This window comes from Nocardioides insulae DSM 17944 (assembly GCF_000422825.1).
Taxonomy (GTDB): Bacteria; Actinomycetota; Actinomycetes; order Propionibacteriales; family Nocardioidaceae; genus Nocardioides; species Nocardioides insulae.
Window position 1 is genome coordinate 13,609 of the sequence record NZ_AUGU01000013.1, and the last position, 17,090, is coordinate 30,698.

Genomic DNA, 17,090 nt, shown 5'->3' on the forward strand with positions numbered 1-17,090 from the left:
CCGAGATGAAACCGGGGCCCCGCACAGTGCTGGCATGAACTCTTCTGCACCCATCCACCCGGCCGAGCGGCGTACCGCCCCGGCCGTGGTCGCACAGGGGCTGGTCAAGACGTTCGGCGACTTCCGCGCCGTCTCGGGCATCGATCTCGAGGTACGCCGCGGCGAGGTCTTCGGGGTCCTGGGCCCCAACGGAGCCGGCAAGACGACCACCCTGAAGATGCTCGCGACCCTCCTGCCGATCGACGGCGGGAGGGCCGAGATCCTCGGCGTCGACGTCGCCCGTGAGCCGCACAGGATCCGGCAACTGGTCGGTGTCACCGGCCAGTACGCCTCGGTCGATGAGAACCTCACCGGCCGGGAGAACCTGTGGCTGTTCGGACGCCTGCAAGGACTCTCCCGCAAGCGCGCCCGCGCCACCGCCGAGGACCTGCTCGGCCGGTTCGGACTGGAGGAGGCCGGCGACAAGCCGATCTCCCAGTTCTCCGGAGGCATGCGGCGGCGACTCGACCTCGCCGCCAGCCTGATCACCCAGCCGCCACTGATCTTCCTCGACGAGCCGACCACCGGTCTGGACCCTCGCACCCGGGGCCAGATGTGGGACACCATCCGCGAGCTCGTGGCAGCCGGATCGACGATCCTGCTCACCACGCAGTACCTCGACGAGGCGGACCAGTTGGCCGACCGGATCGCGGTCATCGACCACGGTCTCAAGGTGGCCGAGGGCACCCCTGAGCAGCTGAAGAACTCGGTCGGCAGCTCCACCCTGCACCTGCGTCTCGAGGACGCCGAGCAGACCGCTCGGGCGGCCGCGCTGACGGCCCGGCTGCTGGGCGAGGTGCCCGTCCTCACGCCCGAATCCGGCGGACTCAACGTGGCCCTGGCCGACGCCAACCAGGCGGCCGACGTCCTGATCGCACTGCGCCAGGCCGACCTGGGCATCACCTCCGCCGCCGTCCGTCAGCCCACCCTCGACGAGGTCTTCCTCACCCTGACCGGCCACCCCGGCGAGCCCGAGGCAGCCGACGAGTCCGAGGCCACCACCCCGCAGCCCGAGGAGGTCCACTGATGACCACCAGCACACTCACCCATGAGCTCACCGAGCGTGAACTCGGCCGGACCCTCGCCCCGCGGCCGACGGTGGGCGACGCGATCACCCAGACCCTGGCGATGGCGTGGCGTGCGCTGAAGAAGATGCGCCGCAACCCGGAGCAGTTCTTCGACGTCGTCTTCCAACCGCTGCTGTTCACCGCGATGTTCGCCTACATCTTCGGCGGGGCGATCTCCGGTTCGGTGTCCGACTATCTCCCGATCGTCATCCCCGGGATCCTCGCCCAGACCGCCCTGACCGCCTGCATCGCCACCGGAACCCAGTTGCGCGAGGACATGGACAAGGGCGTCTTCGACAGGTTCAAGGCGATGCCGATCGCCCGGATCGCCCCACTGGCCGGTCCGATGGTCGCCGACCTGGTCCGCTACGCGACCGCCGCCACCCTGACCATCCTCACCGGTCTGGCGATGGGCTACCGGCCCGACGGCGGCCTCACCGGCGTGATCGGCGGCTGGCTTCTCACCGTCATCGCCGGCTGGTCGATGGCCTGGATCTTCACCTGGCTCGGGACCATCGCCCGTTCGGCCCAGGCGGTGCAGGGCATCTCGATGATGGTGATGTTCCCGCTGACCTTCCTGTCCAACGCGTTCGTACCCGCCGACACCCTCCCGGGATGGCTGCAGTCCTTCGTCGACTTCAACCCGGTCTCCCACGTGGTCTCGGCCGTGAGCGATCTGATGAACACCGGCCAGGTCACCAGCGAGGTCTGGATCGCGCTGGGCATGTGCGCCCTGGTGGTGGCGATCTTCGCCCCGCTCTCGCTGCGGTCCTACTCGCGCAAGATGTGAGTTCAGCCGAACAGACGACGCACCACGGCGCGGGCCTCGGGCAACAGCTCGGGCCCGCGCCGGGTGCCGTACTCGACGTCGTACGACGCGAGCAGCCCGGGCGCGATCCGGTCGGCGTCGCGGACGGCCGGCTCCCACTGCATCGGCGGACTGTACCGGTGGTAGGAGAACCGATCGGCCAGCGCGAGCAGCCGGATCGCGTCGGATGAGTCCAGTCCTCCACGCAGCAGTCCCCACAGCCCCAGCGCGAACAGCAGGAGCCCGGTCACCGGGAAGTCGATGAACCGGCGGCCCTCGACGAGGACGAGCGTCGCCTTCGCGCACAGCTCGGCGTAGAGATCCTCGCCCGAGCTGTCCTCGCCGTAGCGCGCATACGCCGCCACCGCGCTCGCCTCGGCGAAGATCACCCAGGGCAGCATGATCCGCTCCTGGCCCATCCGGGCCCCACCCGGGAAGCGGACGGCGCGAACCTCCTCGACGCTGCGGCGCGCCAGGACCAGCCCCTCCTCGAAGCGGCCCACCGCCATCGCCAGCTGGGCGCGAGCGCTGAGCAGCGAACCGACGGCCCCGAACCGCCCGCTGCGGTCGAGACCCTCCATCCGGTCCAGAAGTCGCGAGGCCTCCTCCACTCTGCCCTCGCTCGCGGCCGACAGGGCCAGGAGCGAGTGGAGCTCCACCAGGTCGTCGTGGTCACCGAGACGCTCCAGGATCGGGACCGCGCTCCCAGCGTGCCGCGCTGCCTGCGATACGTCGCCGGTCTGTGCGTAGAGGGCGGCCAGTTGGGTGTGCACCATCGCCCGCATCCAGGGGCCGTGCGCGTCGTCCACCAGAGCCAACGCCTGCTCGCCGGCGTCGACGGCTCCCCGCGGGTCACCGGCGTTCTCCAGGGTGTGGTTGACCCACAGGTGGCCCATCGCCCGGACCACGGGGTCAGCGTCGTGGAGAAGCGCGGCCGGTGCATCGGGTGCATCGGGTGCATCGGGTGAATCGCCGCGCGGGTCGAAGGAGAGCGTCAGCGTGACCAGGGCGCGCACCGTGGACCGGGCGCCGTCGGTCCCGATCCGGCGCAGCGCACTGCGCGCCGGTTCCTGGGCACGCCCGCCGGTGAAGGAGGAGGCGAACAGGATCATCGCGAGCACCACCCGGCTCCGATCCCGCAGGTGCTCCGGAGCCTCCCACGGCGCCAGTACGTCGGCCAGTGCCTCGGTGATGCCGACCAGTCGCGGGTGGTCACCCATGATCGACCAGTAGCCCCCGAGGGCGCTGGCGAGGACGACGACCGATGCCGCGTCACCGTCGGCCAGCGAATCTCGGAGCACGTCGGCCAGATTGCCCTCCTCGGTGCGAACGGCCTCGACGGCGGCGACCTGCTCGGGATGGAACAGTCGCACGGCCTGCCGGTCGGCGTACTCCACCGCCCAGCTCCGCACCGCGGCCCGGGCCTCGGTCTCGAGGCCGGCATCGCGCAGCTTCCGCACGCCGAACTCGCGAATCGTCTCGAGCATCCGGTAACGGACCCCACCGCTGCGGTCCTGCACGGTCAGGAGGGACTGACCGACCAGGCCGGCGACGGTGATCACCGCCCCCGCTCCCAGCACCGACTCTGCGGCGTCCAGGGTGAATCCGTCCGGGAACACCGAGAGCCGCCGCAGCGCGTCCTGGTCCTGGTCGCCGAGCAGGTTCCACGACCACTCGATCACGGCCAGCAGGGTCCGATGCCGGTCCGGTGCGCTCCGGTCGCCCCCGGCCAGCAGTGCGAACCGGTCGTCGAGCCGGCGCGCGACGTCTTCGACCGACATCGCCCGCACCTTGACCGCGGCCAACTCGATCGCCAACGGCAGGCCGTCCAGCCGGTCCACGATCGAGGCGACCGACTGCTCGGGGAGGAGCACACCCGGCCGAGCGGCCCGGGCACGCTCCTCGAACAGGGCCCGGCCATCGGTCGGGTCGAGCTGCGGCAGGGCGTAGACGGCCTCGGCGGCGATGCCCAGCGGGGCCCGGCTGGTGGTGAGCACCCGCAGGTCCGGCACCGAGGCGACCAGGAAGGCCACCAGGTCGGCCACGGCCTCGACCAGATGCTCGCAGTTGTCGATGATCAGCAGGGTCGGCGCGGTGTCGAGCTGCTGCGCGATCCTGGACCGTACGTCGGCCCGCTGCTGCGGGGTGAGGACCTTGCGGCCCGCCCAGGTGTCACGGACACCGAGTGCCGAGCCCACCTCCCCCACGACGTCCTCGGGCGCGGTGACACCGACCAACTCCACCACGTGCACCACCGGCTGCTCGGCCGTGCGACCCAGCAGTTGCGCCAGGCGGGTCTTGCCCAGCCCGCCCGGCCCGAGGATCGTGACCACGCGCGCACCGGTGAGCAGGGCGCTCACCCCACGCAGGTCGTCGGCGCGGCCCAGCAGCGGGGTCGGGTCGTAGCGCAGCCCGGTCCGCACCGGCCGGTCCCGGGCGAGCAGGCTCCGGTGCAACGACTGGAGGTCCGGGGACGGGTCGATCCCCAACGAGCCGGCCAGCCGGGTGCGGTGGTCGGCATAGCGTTCCAACGCCGCGGGCACTCCGCGCACCGCCGCGATCGCTCGCACCAGGGCGGCGATGACCGCCTCGTCGGTGTCCGGTGACTCGATCCGCTCCAGCAGCGGCAGCGCCTCGGCGTACCTGCCCTCGGAGGCGAGACGCAACGCCTCGGGCCGCACGCTCCACACATCGACATCGACGTCGTCCAGGGCCAGCCGGTAGCCGGTGGCGGTCCGTTCGATCGCTCCGGGGTCGGTGGCCCGGCGCGCCCTGGAAACCACCACCTGCAACGCCTTCGCGGGGTGGGCAGGGCGTTCCTCGGGCCACAGCTCCTCGACGAGCGCACCATCGGAGAGGCCGCGGCGGCCCGCGTGTGCCAATGTCTGGAGCAACACGCGGGTCCGCTCGCCGGGAATGGTCTGCCCGTCCCAGACGACGTCGTCGAGCAACTGGAGCCGGGGCACGGGGTTCAGCGTTGCACAGCCCCCGTGAGCTCGGCGGCCCTCGCCACCGCGGCGTCACGGGCCGCGCCGGTATCGGCCTCGGTGAGGGTGCGGTCGGCGGCACGGAACCGCAGCGCGAAGGCGAGCGACTTCTTGCCCTCGCCGACCTGCTGACCGGTGTAGACGTCGAAGAGCCGCACCGACTCGAGCAGGTCGCCGGCGCCCTCGCGGAGGGCGGCCTCGACCGCGGCGACGGTGACCTCGGCGTCCACCAACAGGGCAACGTCCTCCTTGGCCACCGGGAGGGTCGAGAAGACCGGTCCCTCGGTCACGGCGGGGGTCTGCTCGAGCAGCAGGTCCAGGTCGAGTTCGAACGCCGCCGCGCGAGGCGGCAGGCCGTAGGCCTGGCACACCCGCGGGTGGAGCTCGCCGGCGTGTCCGAGCTCGACGCCCGCGACACTCACCACCGCGCAGCGCCCCGGGTGCCAGGGCATCCGGGCGGAGTTGGCGGTCTCGACCTGGACACCCAGCTCGGCGCCGAGCCGGCGGACGAGGTCGATCGCCTCGGCCCAGCCCGCCTGGCGGCCCTCGCCCCACCAGCCGGCCCGCTCGCGCTCACCCGCGAGCACCACCGCGAGGTGGAGCGGTTGGTGCGGCAGCGCGTCCAGCAGCTTGCGCAGCTCGGCCTCGGTGGGGCGCCGGTCGACGCCGTAGATCGGTGCGGCCTCACCGCTGGGGAACGCGACGGTGCCGGTCTCGAACAGCGAGACCCCGACCGCCCCCCGGCCGACGTTGCGGGCGGCGGCCTGGAGCAGGCCGGGCAGCAGGGTCGTGGTGTACGCCGGCTGCTCGCTGCTCAGCGGGTTCGCCAGGCGAACCGTGCTCCGCAACCGGTCGTCATCGGGCAGGCCGAGGGCGTCGAAGTCACCGGCTCCGACGAACGGGAAGCTGACGACCTCCACACATCCGGCGCCGGCCAGGGTGCGTCCCACTCGGCGCCGCAGTCGCTGGCTGCGGGTGAGACCGTGGCCGGTGGCCCGCCGCGGCAGCACCGAGGGCACCCGGTCGTACCCGACGATCCGCACGACCTCCTCGACCAGGTCGTGGGGGTCGCTGAGGTCGGGGCGGTAGGTCGGCACGATCGCGGTGACCATCCCGTCGGCCACGCTCACCTGCGCGCCGATCGCGGTGAGCGAACGCACCGTGGTCTCCTGGTCGATCTCGATCCCGGAGAGCTCGGCCGGAAGGTCCACCGGCATGCTGACCTGCCACGGGCGGGGGAACTCGCCGGCCACGGTGACGCCGTCCTCGGCCGTGCCGCCGCCCAGTTCGACGAGCAACTCGACCACCCGATCGGCGGCGATCGGCGGCAGCAGCGGGTCGACGCCGCGCTCGAACCGCTTGGACGCCTCGCTGGGCAGCTTGTGCCGCCGCTGCGTCCGGAAGATCGAGGTGGGCTGGAAGTGAGCGGCCTCCACGACGATGTCGGTGGTGGATTCCGAGACCTCGGTGGTCGCACCGCCCATCACGCCGGCCAGGCCGATCGGCCCGGACTCGTCGGTGATCAGGAGGTCCTCGGGATCGAGCACGCGCACCACGTCGTCCAGAGTGGTGAGCTTCTCCCCGGCCCGAGCGCGGCGTACGACGATCGGGCCCTGCAACCGGGCGCGGTCGTAGGCGTGGATCGGCTGGCCGAGCTCGAGCATCACGTAGTTGGTCACGTCGACGGCCAGCGAGATCGAGCGCACGCCGGCCTGCTGCAGCCGCCGGCTCATCCACTCCGGCGTCGGCGCGGTGGGGTCCACCCCGCGGACGGTGCGCGCTACGAAGACGGGGCACCCCTCGGCGTCCTCGAGGCGGACCGGGTGACCGGCGTCGTTCGGCAGCGGCACGTCCCGCTGGGCGGGGTCGTGGTAGGAGAGGTCGAACCCGAGGGCGGCCTCGCGGGCGATGCCGCGCAGCGAGAGCGCGTAGGCCCGGTCGGGGTTGATCTCGAACTCGATCACCTCCTCACCGAGGCCGAGCAGGTCGAAGGCGGGCGTGCCGGGCTCGCCGGCGTCCGCGGGCAGCACGATGATGCCGTCGTGATCCTCGCCCAGCCCGAGCTCCCGGGCCGAGCAGATCATCCCGGCGCTGAGGTGGCCGTAGGTCTTGCGCGCCGAGATGGCGAAGCCGCCGGGCAGCACACCCCCCGGCAGGACGACGACGACCAGGTCTCCGGGGGCGAAGTTGTGTGCCCCGCACACGATGCCCTGCGGTTCACCGGTGCCGTTCGCGTCCCCGACGTCGACGGTGCACCAGTTGATCGTCTTGCCGTTCTTCTGCGGCTCGGGATCCATGGTGAGCACCCGGCCGATCACCAGCGGCCCCTCGATCCCGGCCCCCGCGGACTCGATCGCCTCCAGCTTGAGGCCGAGCGCGGTGAGGCGGTCGGTGAGCGCCTCGGTGGTGACCTCGGCGGGCAGGTCGACGTACTCCTTGATCCAGGAGACGGGGGCCTTCATGCGCCGGCCCCGATCGCACCGGAGGGAAGCGAGGATGTCGAGTGGGTGGTCACAGGTCACTCCCGAATGCAGTGGTGAAGCGGATGTCGCCCTCGAAGAGGGTGCGCAGGTCTTCCAGGCCGTGCCGGAACATCAGGGTGCGGTCGATGCCCATGCCGAAGGCGAACCCGGAGTAGCGCTCCGGGTCGACACCGCAGGCGCGCAGCACCCGCGGGTTGACGATCCCGCACCCGCCCCACTCGATCCAGCCCTCGCCCTTGCAGGTGCGGCACGGATCGGCGCCGTTGTCCTTCAGGCCGGTGCCGCGGCACACGAAGCAGGTCAGGTCGACCTCCGCGCTCGGCTCGGTGAAGGGGAAGTACGACGGGCGGAACCGGGTGGTGATCCCGGCGCCGAACATCTGGGCGGCGAAGGTGTCCAGGGTGCCCTTGAGGTGGGCCATCGAGATGCCCTCGTCGATGGCCAGGCCCTCGACCTGGTGGAACATCGGGCTGTGGGTCGCGTCGTACTCGTCGGTGCGGAAGACCCGGCCCGGGCACACGACGTAGATCGGTGCCTCCCGGGTGAGCATGGTGCGGGCCTGTACCGGGCTGGTGTGGGTGCGCAGGACGACGTGGTTGTCCGACGGGTCGGTCCAGAAGGTGTCCTGCATGGTGCGAGCCGGATGGTCCGGACCGAGGTTGAGCGCGTCGAAGTTGAGCCACTCGGCCTCGATCACCGGCCCCTCGGCGACCTCCCAGCCCATCGCGACGAAGATGTCGGCGATCAACTCCGAACCGGTCGTCAGCGGGTGTCGGGCGCCGACCGGCAGCCGGTCGGTCGGCAGGGTGAGGTCGACGGTCTCCTCGATCAGCATCCGGGCCTCGTGCTCGGCCTCGAGCACGCTCTGCCGGGCAGCGAGCGCCTTGTTGACCTCGCCCCGCGCTCGCCCGACCCGCTGACCGGCCTCCTTGCGCGCCTGCGGAGGCAGGGCCCCGATCTCGCGGTTGGCCAGGGCCAGCGCGGAGCGGTCGCCGGCGTGGTCGAGCCGGGCCTGCTTCAGCTGCTCGAGATCGGTGGCGGCGGCGATCGCGGTGAGCGCCGCCTGGGTGGCGCTCTCGATCTCCTCCGGCTGGAGCGGCGCGACCTCCACGGGGTCGTACTCGTTGTTGGGACCCGACATGCTGCCTTCCACTGCCTTCCGAGGATGCCGGTCGCGGACACGACCAACCCACGACGCCGGCCGGCCCAGCCCCGGGGGCGGCCGCACACGCATCGGTACGCCGGCGGCGTACCCGCTCAGTCTAGGAACCTCCCCGCCACCGGCGCGAACCGGTTGACCTCCATCCTCCGAGGTGCCCCGAGGGAGCGCGCGGTGAACCCACCCGGGACAGCCGAACTGGCGGGTATTCGCGGCCGGGCGGCGTTGCCATCCAGCGATCCGCGCACGCGAGAGCGCCAACACGCTGGAATCAACCGGGACCGGGATGGTTGCGGCCCGGTCCGCGCTTCGCCATGGTGGAAAGGCAGAAGTTGAACCGGACGCTTTGAGAAGGGGAAACCGATGGCCCGAGCTACGGAATCGGGGAAGGCCGGTCTCGACGGCGCTGCCTCGGACGCCCTGCTTCGCACGGGGCGCTTCTTCACCAGGTGGGAGGAGACCGACGACGGTCGGGCGGTCTTCCGCCAGGGCGGCCGGACGGGTGACGTCTTCTACCGCGACCGGTGGAGCCACGACAAGGTGGTCCGCTCCACCCACGGCGTCAACTGCACCGGTTCCTGCTCGTGGAACGTCTACGTCAAGGACGGCATCATCACCTGGGAGACCCAGGCCACCGACTACCCCTCCGTCGGGCCGGACCGGCCCGAGTACGAGCCCCGCGGCTGCCCGCGGGGGGCGGCCTTCTCCTGGTACACCTACTCCCCCACCCGGGTGCGCTACCCCTACGCCCGGGGCGTGCTGTTGGAGATGTACCGCGAGGCCAAGCAGCGGTTGGGCGACCCGGTGCTGGCCTGGGCCGACATCCAGTCCGACCCCGAGCGCCGGCGTCGCTATCAGCAGGCGCGGGGCAAGGGCGGGCTCGTCCGGATCAGCTGGGCCGAGGCGGTCGAGATCGCGGCCGCGGCGCACGTGCACACCATCAAGGCCTACGGCCCGGACCGGTGCACCGGCTTCTCACCGATCCCGGCGATGTCCCAGGTCTCGCACTGCGTCGGCACCAGGTTCGTCCAGCTCATCGGCGGGGTGATGACCTCCTTCTACGACTGGTACGCCGACCTCCCGGTCGCCAGCCCCCAGGTGTTCGGCGACCAGACCGACGTCCCCGAGTCGGGTGACTGGTGGGACGCCACCTACCTGATGATGTGGGGCTCGAACGTCCCTGTCACCCGCACGCCCGACGCGCACTGGATGGCCGAGGTCCGCTACCGCGGCACGAAGGTCGTCACGGTCAGCCCGGATTACGCCGACAACACCAAGTTCGCCGACGAGTGGCTCCCAGCGCAGGCGGGCACCGACGCCGCGTTGGCGATGGCGATGGGCCACGTGATCCTCAAGGAGTACTTCGTCGAGAAGCAGACGCCGTTCTTCTCCGAGTACGTCAGCACCTACACCGACCTCCCGCACCTGATCCGCCTCGAAGAGGACCCCGAGCGCCCCGGCTCCTACCAGGCCGGCAAGTTCCTCACCGCGGCCGACCTCGCCGGCGGCACCGACGTTCCCCCGGAGGACAGCTGGAAGACGGTCCTGCTCGACGACCAGGACCGTCCGGTGGTGCCGAACGGCTCGATGGGCTTCCGCTACGCCGAGAGCGGCATGGGCAAATGGAACCTCGATCTCGAGGGCGTGACCCCGCGGCTGACCCTCGCGCAGAGCGCCGGGCACGAGGCCGTCGAGGTGCTGCTGCCGGCCTTCACCGAGCCCGACGGCACCGGCTCGATCCTGCGGCGCGGCGTCCCCGCCCGCCGCGTCGGGGGGCACCTGGTCACGACGGTCCTCGACCTGATGCTCGCCCAGTACGGCGTCGGCCGGCCGGGTCTGCCCGGTGAGTGGCCGGAGTCCTACGAGGACGCCGCCACGCCGTACACACCGGCCTGGCAGGCCGAGATCACCAGCGTGCCCGCCGAGGCCTGCATCCGGGTCGCTCGCGAGTTCGCGCGCAATGCCGAGGAGTCCGGCGGCCGGTCGATGATCATCATGGGCGCGGGCATCTGCCAGTGGTTCCACGGCGACGCGATCTACCGCGCCATCCTCGCGCTGCTCACCCTGACCGGCTGCATGGGACGCAACGGCGGCGGCTGGGCCCACTACGTGGGGCAGGAGAAGTGCCGCCCGATCACGGGCTGGATCTCGCTGGCCAACGCGCTGGACTGGAGTCGGCCGCCGCGCACCCAGCCGGGCACGCCGTTCTGGTACATGCACACCGATCAGTGGCGCACCGACGGCTACAGCGCCGACGCGCTCGCCTCGCCGCTTGCCAAGGGCCACCTTCGCGGCCACACCGCCGACACCATCGCCGCCTCGGCGCGGATGGGGTGGATGCCGTTCTACCCGCAGTTCGACCGCAATCCGATCGAGGTCGCCACCCAGGCGGAGGCGGCAGTGGCGGCGGGCGAGGCGGCGGACGCACCCTCCTACATCGCCGAGGAACTGACCTCGGGCCGGCTGAAGATGGCGATCGAGGACATCGACGCCCCCGAGTCCTGGCCGCGCACGCTGGTGCTGTGGCGTTCCAACCTGTTCGGCTCCTCGGCCAAGGGCAACGAGCACTTCCTGCGCCATCTGCTCGGCACCCACCACAACGTCCTCGGCACCGAGAACCCCGAGATTCCCAGGCCGGAGTCGGTGGCGTGGCGGGACGAGGCGCCCGAAGGCAAGCTCGATCTACTCGTCTCCGCCGATTTCCGGATGACCTCGACCACCCTGCTCTCCGACATCGTCTTCCCCGCCGCCACCTGGTACGAGAAGCACGACCTCTCCTCCACCGACATGCACCCCTACGTGCACGCGTTCTCCCCGGCAATCGACCCGCCGTGGGAGGCCAAGACCGACTTCGACCTCTTCCATGCGTTGGCCCGGAGACTCTCCGAGCTCTCCGCCGACCATCTCGGGGTGGTCAGGGACCTGGTGGCGGTACCCCTCCAGCACGACACCCCCGGTGAGAGCGCCCAGCCCGGTGGTCACGCGCCCGACTGGCGCCAGCCCGGCGTACCACTGGTGCCCGGGGTCAACGCGCCGATCTACAGCGTGGTGGAGCGCGACTACACCGCGATCGCCGACAAGCTCGGCGCCGTCGGACCGCTCGCCGACCGGCTGGGCTTCACGGTCAAGAACGTCACCTTCAAGCTCGAGCACGAGACGGCCCGGCTGGGCGCCAAGAACGGCGTCATGCTGGGCGGCGCCGCCGACGGTCGGCCGGCGATCGACACCGACGCCAAGATGGCCGAGGCGATCCTCGCCTTCTCCGGCACCACCAACGGCGAACTGGCCACCCAGGGTTTCAGGGACCTCGAGAAGCGGGTCGGCAAGAAGTTGGCCGACCTCTCCGAGGGGTCGGAGGAGAAGCGGATCACCTTCCGCGACACCCAGGCGGCGCCGGTGCCGGTGATCACCTCCCCGGAGTGGTCCGGCTCGGAGACCGGCGGACGCCGCTACGCACCGTTCACCGTCAACATCGAGCGGCTCAAGCCCTTCCACACCCTCACCGGTCGGATGCACTTCTACCTCGACCACGACTGGATGACCGACGTGGGCGAGGCGATGCCCATCTACCGCCCACCGCTGGACATGCACCGCCTGTTCGGCGAACCGCGGCTGGGGGCGGACGGCAGCAGCACGGTCACGGTGCGCTACCTCACCCCGCACTCGAAGTGGTCGATCCACTCCGAGTACCAGGACAACCTGTTCATGCTCTCCCTCTCCCGGGGCGGCCCCACCGTGTGGATGAGCACCGCCGACGCGGAGAGCATCGGCGTCGCCGACAACGACTGGGTCGAGTGCACCAACGCCAACGGCGTCCTGGTGGTCCGCGCGATCGTCACCCACAAGATGCCGCCGGGGGTGGTGTACGTGTACCACGCGCAGGAGCGCACCATCGACGTTCCCAAGTCCGAGGCGACCGGCCGGCGTGGCGGCATCCACAACTCGGTCACCCGACTGCTGGTCAAGCCCACTCACCTGATCGGCGGATACGCCCAGCTGTCCTACGCCTTCAACTACCTCGGGCCGACGGGTAATCAGCGCGACATGGTGGCGACGATCCGCCGCCGTAGCCAGGAGGTGCAGTACTGATGGTGCGCGTCATGGCCCAGATGGGCATGGTGATGAACCTCGACAAGTGCATCGGCTGCCACACCTGCTCGGTCACGTGCAAGCAGGCGTGGACCAACCGGGCCGGCACCGAGTACGTCTGGTTCAACAACGTCGAGACCCGTCCCGGACAGGGTTATCCGCGGCGCTACGAGGACCAGGAGAAGTGGCGCGGCGGATGGACCCTCAACAGGTCGGGGCGACTCTCCCTCAAGGCCGGCGGCCGCCTGAAGAAGCTGTTCACCCTCTTCTCCTCCCCCGTGCAGCCCGAACTCGGCGACTACTACGAGCCGTGGACCTACGACTACTCCACCCTGATCAACGCCCCGCTGGGCGACGACTTCCCGGTGGCCAGGCCCAAGTCGCTGATCACCGGCGAGGACACCAAGGTCACCTGGTCGGCCAACTGGGACGACAACCTCGGCGGCGCACCCGGCGCGGGCCATCTGGACCCGTTGGTGGAGAAGGTCCGCAAGGAGTCCGAGGATCGGATCAAGTTCGAGTTCGAGCAGACCTTCATGTTCTACCTGCCGAGGATCTGCGAGCACTGCCTCAACCCGTCCTGCATGGCCTCCTGCCCCTCCGGCGCCATCTACAAGCGTGAGGAGGACGGCATCGTCCTGGTCGACCAGGACCGTTGCCGGGGCTGGCGGCAGTGCATCACCGGCTGTCCGTACAAGAAGATCTACTTCAACCACAAGAGCGGCAAGGCCGAGAAGTGCACGCTGTGCTACCCGCGGGTGGAGGTCGGCCTCCCCACGGTCTGTGCGGAGACCTGCGTGGGCCGGCTGCGCTACCTCGGCCTCTTCCTCTACGACGCCGACGCCGTCACCGCGGCTGCCAGCACGCCGGACGAGAAGGATCTCTACGAGGCCCAACTCGACCTGATCCTCGACCCGACCGACCCCGAGGTCCTGGCCGCCGCGCGCGAGCAGGGTATCCCCGAGGACTGGCTGGACGCCGCCCGTCGCTCCCCCGTCTACGCGCTTGCCAAGAAGTACCGTGTCGCGCTCCCGTTGCATCCGGAGTACCGCACCATGCCGATGGTCTGGTACGTCCCGCCGCTCTCGCCGGTGACCGACCTGCTCAAGGAACAGGGTCACGACGCCGAGGACCCCGGCACCCTGTTCGGCGCCATCGACGCCCTGCGGATCCCGCTGGAATACCTGGCCGAGCTGTTCACCGCCGGCGACGTCGACGTCGTCGAGGGAGTGCTGATGAAGCTGGCCGCGATGCGCTCCTACATGCGGGCGATCACCCTGGGCCAGGAGCCCGACGCGAGCATCCCCGAGGCCGTCGGCATGACCGAGGAGAGCGTCTATGAGATGTACCGGCTGATGGGCGTGGCCAAGTACGACGAGCGCTACGTCATCCCGAAGGCCCACGTCGAGGACGCCCACCAGCTCGAGGAGATCGGCTGCTCCCTCGACTACGACGAGGGCCCCGGTATGTACGGGCCGCTCGGCGAAGCCAGCGGCCGGCCGGTCCCGGTGGCGGTGGAGACCTTCCAGGCGCTGCGCGACCGGCAGACCGCCGACCATGCCGCCTCCGAGGAGTCCCTGCGCGGTCGGGTCAACCTGCTCAACTGGGACGGCAACGGTCGTCCGTCCGGGCTCTTCCCGGAGCCCGGGTCGGCGACGGCCGACCCGGCCGGCTCCACCACCGTCACGGACGAACAGCAATGAGACGCCGTTCCGCCCGCGGGCGGGGGCGCGGCCCGGACTGGCGGGTGGTCCACCAGGTGTCCTCCTGGTGCCTGAGTTACCCCGACGACGAGGTGCTCGAGCGGATGCCGGCGCTCCGGCAGGCTGTGGCCGAGCAGCCGGACTCCGAGCCGATCAAGCACCTGCGGGCCTTCCTCGACCACGTCGAGGAGGTCCCCTCCGGGGCGCTGGTGCGCGAGTACATCGACCTGTTCGACCTCTCCCGGCAGCACACCCTCTACCTCTCCTACTGGACCGACGGCGACACCCGCCGGCGCGGCAGCACGTTGGCCGAGTTCAAGCAGCACTACCGCGACAGCGGGTTCCTCGTCGACACGAGGGGCGAACTCCCCGACCATCTCCCCCTTGTCCTCGAGTACGCCGCCGTCGCCGATCCCGAGGGCGGGCTCCGACTCCTGGAGCACTACCGCGCCGGCCTCGAGCTGATCCGGCTCTCCCTGGCCGAGCAGGGGGCGTCGTACACCGACGTCCTCTCCGCCGTCTGCGCGACCCTTCCCGGCCGCGCGCCCGACACCAAGGCCGAGGCGATGGCCCTGGCCCGCACCGGCCCGCCCACCGAGTCGGTGGGGATCGAGTTCCTGGGCTATCCGACCGCGCGTCCCGAGGCTGAGTTTCAGGAGAGTGGGCACTGATGGACATCGTGCTGTGGGGAGTCCTCCCCTATCTCGTGATCGCCACCCTGGTGCTCGGCACCATCTGGCGCTACCGCTACGACAAGTTCGGCTGGACCACCCGTTCCTCCCAGCTCTACGAGTCCCGCCTGCTCCGCATCGGCTCCCCCATGTTCCACTTCGGCATCCTCGTCGTGGTCGTGGGGCACGTGGTCGGGCTGGTCATCCCCGAGTCGTGGACCGAGGCGCTCGGGATCACCGAGACGATGTATCACGGCAACGCCCTGTTCTGGGGCGCACTGGCCGGCATCTGCACACTGACCGGGCTGATCATCTTGATCTACCGCCGCCGCAAGACCGGCCCGGTCTTCATGGCCACGACCAACAACGACAAGGTCATGTACGTCGTCCTCACCGGCGCCCTGATCCTCGGGCTGTGGACCACCCTGGTGAGCTTCGCCCAGGGTCACGACGCGCACAACTACCGCGAAACCGTCTCACCCTGGTTCCGCTCGATCTTCATGCTCCAGCCCGACGTCGAGGCGATGGCGGCGGCCACCCTGCCCTTCCACATCCACATCCTCGTCGGCATGCTGCTCTTCGCGGTCTGGCCCTTCACCCGACTGGTCCACGCGTTCACCGCGCCCCTGCACTACCTGTTCCGCCCCTACATCGTCTACCGCAGCCGCGACCTGACCCACGGGTCCCGCGCGCAGCGCCCCGGCTGGCAGCCGACCGGCACTCAGGATCGAGAGAGAGGCAGCGTCCGATGAACGGACAGACCAAGAACCTGGCGTTGGCCACCTGGGCCTTCGCCATCAGCTTCTGGGCGTGGAACATGATCGCCCCACTCGCCGTGCGTTACGCCGAGGCGATCGACCTGGACAGCACCGAGAAGTCGATCCTCATCGCCACCCCCGTCCTGGTGGGCTCGGTGGGCCGTATCCCCGCCGGCGCGCTGACCGACCGGTTCGGCGGCCGGGTGATGATGACCATCCTCCTGCTGATCACCGCTCCGGTCGTCGTACTCGTGGCGGTGGCGGGCAACATGGACTCCTACGCGCTGCTGTTGGTCTTCGGCTTCTTCCTCGGTATCGGCGGCACGACCTTCGCGGTTGGCATTCCGTTCGTCAACGCCTGGTACGAGCCCTCCCGCCGCGGCTTCGCGACCGGAGTCTTCGGTGCCGGCATGGGCGGTACGGCGCTCTCCTCCTTCTTCACCCCCCGCTTCGTGGAGTGGTTCGGCTACTTCGCCACCCACCTGATCATCGCGATCGCGCTGGTCCTGACCGCGGCACTGGTGTGGGCCCAGATGAAGGACTCGCCGCAGTGGTCCCCCAACCGGGAGAAGGTCATGCCCAAGCTGGCGGCCGCCTCCAAGCTCGCGGTCACCTGGCAGATGTCGGCGCTCTACGCGGTCGCCTTCGGCGGCTTCGTGGCCTTCTCCACCTACCTCCCGACCTACCTCAAGGACGTCTACGACTTCGACCTCGCCGGGGCGGGCAGCCGTACCGCCGGCTTCGCCATCGCCGCGGTCATCTGTCGCCCGATCGGTGGCACCCTGGCCGACAAGATCGGCCCGCGCACGGTCGCATCCGTCGCCTTCGCGGGCGCGGCGGTGATGGCGGTCGTGGAGGTCTTCCAGCCTCCCGCCGAGATTCCCGCCGGCATCAGCTGGGTCCTGATGGCCGGATTCCTGGGTCTGGGCACCGGTGGTGTCTTCGCCTGGGTCGCCCGGCTCGCTCCCCCGGCCCAGGTCGGCAGTGTCACCGGAATCGTCGGCGCCGCCGGCGGGCTCGGCGGTTACTTCCCGCCGCTGGTCATGGGCGCCACCTACAACGAGGCGGACCACAGCTACACCGTCGGTCTGCTCCTGCTGTGTGTGGTCGCGGCCCTGGCGCTGGTCTACACCCTGTTCGGCATCAAGAAGAAGCCTGAGGAGCGCACGGCTGCCGCCTGACCGGTCCCGTCTACGCGCCCCCTGCCCGTTCGCTCGGGCGGGGGGCGCGGTGTTGTCGACCATCCCGGGCCCGCTCGCGTGGGTCCTGGGTCGCGGGCTCCCGGTGGTCCGGGTGGTCCGGGTGGTCCGAGTGGTTTGGATGGGC

Annotated in this window: 10 protein-coding genes; 7 read left to right on the plus strand and 3 right to left on the minus strand. The window is 70.5% G+C overall.

The window, feature by feature from the left end; genetic code table 11:
• Positions 1 to 34: 34 nt before the first annotated feature.
• Positions 35 to 1,066, plus strand: coding sequence for an ATP-binding cassette domain-containing protein (locus tag G515_RS18815; protein WP_051217700.1), 1,032 nt, complete (start codon positions 35 to 37; stop codon positions 1,064 to 1,066).
• Positions 1,066 to 1,896 carry an ABC transporter permease gene (locus G515_RS0100730; protein WP_028658590.1) on the plus strand — a complete coding sequence of 277 codons (831 nt, stop codon included), beginning with the start codon at positions 1,066 to 1,068 and terminating at the stop codon, positions 1,894 to 1,896. Before G515_RS18815 ends, G515_RS0100730 begins: the two co-directional genes overlap by 1 nt.
• A 2-nt stretch (positions 1,897 to 1,898) precedes the next feature.
• On the opposite strand, the gene G515_RS0100735 is transcribed toward G515_RS0100730, so the two are convergent.
• The 3 genes from G515_RS0100735 to pheS are packed head-to-tail and all read right to left on the minus strand — an operon-like array spanning position 1,899 to position 8,525.
• Positions 1,899 to 4,880, minus strand: a complete 2,982-nt coding sequence (locus G515_RS0100735) for an ATP-binding protein (protein WP_036553702.1) — start codon at positions 4,878 to 4,880, stop codon at positions 1,899 to 1,901.
• 5 nt (positions 4,881 to 4,885) lie between these two features.
• The gene (pheT, locus tag G515_RS0100740; protein WP_028658592.1) at positions 4,886 to 7,363 is read right to left on the minus strand and encodes a phenylalanine--tRNA ligase subunit beta; all 2,478 of its coding nucleotides are present in this window, start codon (positions 7,361 to 7,363) and stop codon (positions 4,886 to 4,888) included.
• A gap of 49 nt (positions 7,364 to 7,412) precedes the next feature.
• Positions 7,413 to 8,525: a phenylalanine--tRNA ligase subunit alpha gene (gene pheS / locus G515_RS0100745; RefSeq protein WP_028658593.1), complete on the minus strand. Its 1,113-nt coding sequence runs from the start codon at positions 8,523 to 8,525 to the stop codon at positions 7,413 to 7,415.
• A gap of 381 nt (positions 8,526 to 8,906) precedes the next feature.
• Between pheS and G515_RS0100750 the strand changes: the two genes are divergently transcribed.
• Genes G515_RS0100750 through G515_RS0100770 form a run of 5 tightly spaced genes read left to right on the plus strand, consistent with a single transcriptional unit; the run spans position 8,907 to position 16,945 of the window.
• Positions 8,907 to 12,632, plus strand: a complete 3,726-nt coding sequence (locus tag G515_RS0100750) for a nitrate reductase subunit alpha (protein WP_028658594.1) — start codon at positions 8,907 to 8,909, stop codon at positions 12,630 to 12,632.
• Between the two features lie 2 nt (positions 12,633 to 12,634).
• A complete protein-coding gene (gene narH / locus G515_RS0100755) occupies positions 12,635 to 14,335 on the plus strand; it encodes a nitrate reductase subunit beta (RefSeq protein ID WP_028658595.1) in 1,701 nt (566 codons plus the stop codon).
• The gene (gene narJ / locus G515_RS18820; protein ID WP_051217701.1) at positions 14,332 to 15,006 is read left to right on the plus strand and encodes a nitrate reductase molybdenum cofactor assembly chaperone; all 675 of its coding nucleotides are present in this window, start codon (positions 14,332 to 14,334) and stop codon (positions 15,004 to 15,006) included. The genes narH and narJ overlap by 4 nt, the downstream gene beginning before the upstream one ends.
• Positions 15,006 to 15,758, plus strand: coding sequence for a respiratory nitrate reductase subunit gamma (gene narI / locus G515_RS0100765; RefSeq protein ID WP_028658596.1), 753 nt, complete (start codon positions 15,006 to 15,008; stop codon positions 15,756 to 15,758). The genes narJ and narI overlap by 1 nt, the downstream gene beginning before the upstream one ends.
• The gene (locus G515_RS0100770; RefSeq protein WP_028658597.1) at positions 15,755 to 16,945 is read left to right on the plus strand and encodes a nitrate/nitrite transporter; all 1,191 of its coding nucleotides are present in this window, start codon (positions 15,755 to 15,757) and stop codon (positions 16,943 to 16,945) included. The genes narI and G515_RS0100770 overlap by 4 nt, the downstream gene beginning before the upstream one ends.
• Positions 16,946 to 17,090: the final 145 nt, after the last annotated feature.

Excerpts from the sequence above, each read along its gene's own strand:
- G515_RS18815 (WP_051217700.1), top strand. The coding sequence starts at position 35 with ATGAACTCTTCTGCACCCATCCACCCGGCCGAGCGGCGTACCGCCCCG.
- G515_RS0100730 (WP_028658590.1), top strand. The coding sequence starts at position 1,066 with ATGACCACCAGCACACTCACCCATGAGCTCACCGAGCGTGAACTCGGC.
- pheT (WP_028658592.1), bottom strand. The coding sequence starts at position 7,363 with ATGAAGGCCCCCGTCTCCTGGATCAAGGAGTACGTCGACCTGCCCGCC.
- pheS (WP_028658593.1), bottom strand. The coding sequence starts at position 8,525 with ATGTCGGGTCCCAACAACGAGTACGACCCCGTGGAGGTCGCGCCGCTC.
- G515_RS0100750 (WP_028658594.1), top strand. The coding sequence starts at position 8,907 with ATGGCCCGAGCTACGGAATCGGGGAAGGCCGGTCTCGACGGCGCTGCC.
- narJ (WP_051217701.1), top strand. The coding sequence starts at position 14,332 with ATGAGACGCCGTTCCGCCCGCGGGCGGGGGCGCGGCCCGGACTGGCGG.
- narI (WP_028658596.1), top strand. The coding sequence starts at position 15,006 with ATGGACATCGTGCTGTGGGGAGTCCTCCCCTATCTCGTGATCGCCACC.
- G515_RS0100770 (WP_028658597.1), top strand. The coding sequence starts at position 15,755 with ATGAACGGACAGACCAAGAACCTGGCGTTGGCCACCTGGGCCTTCGCC.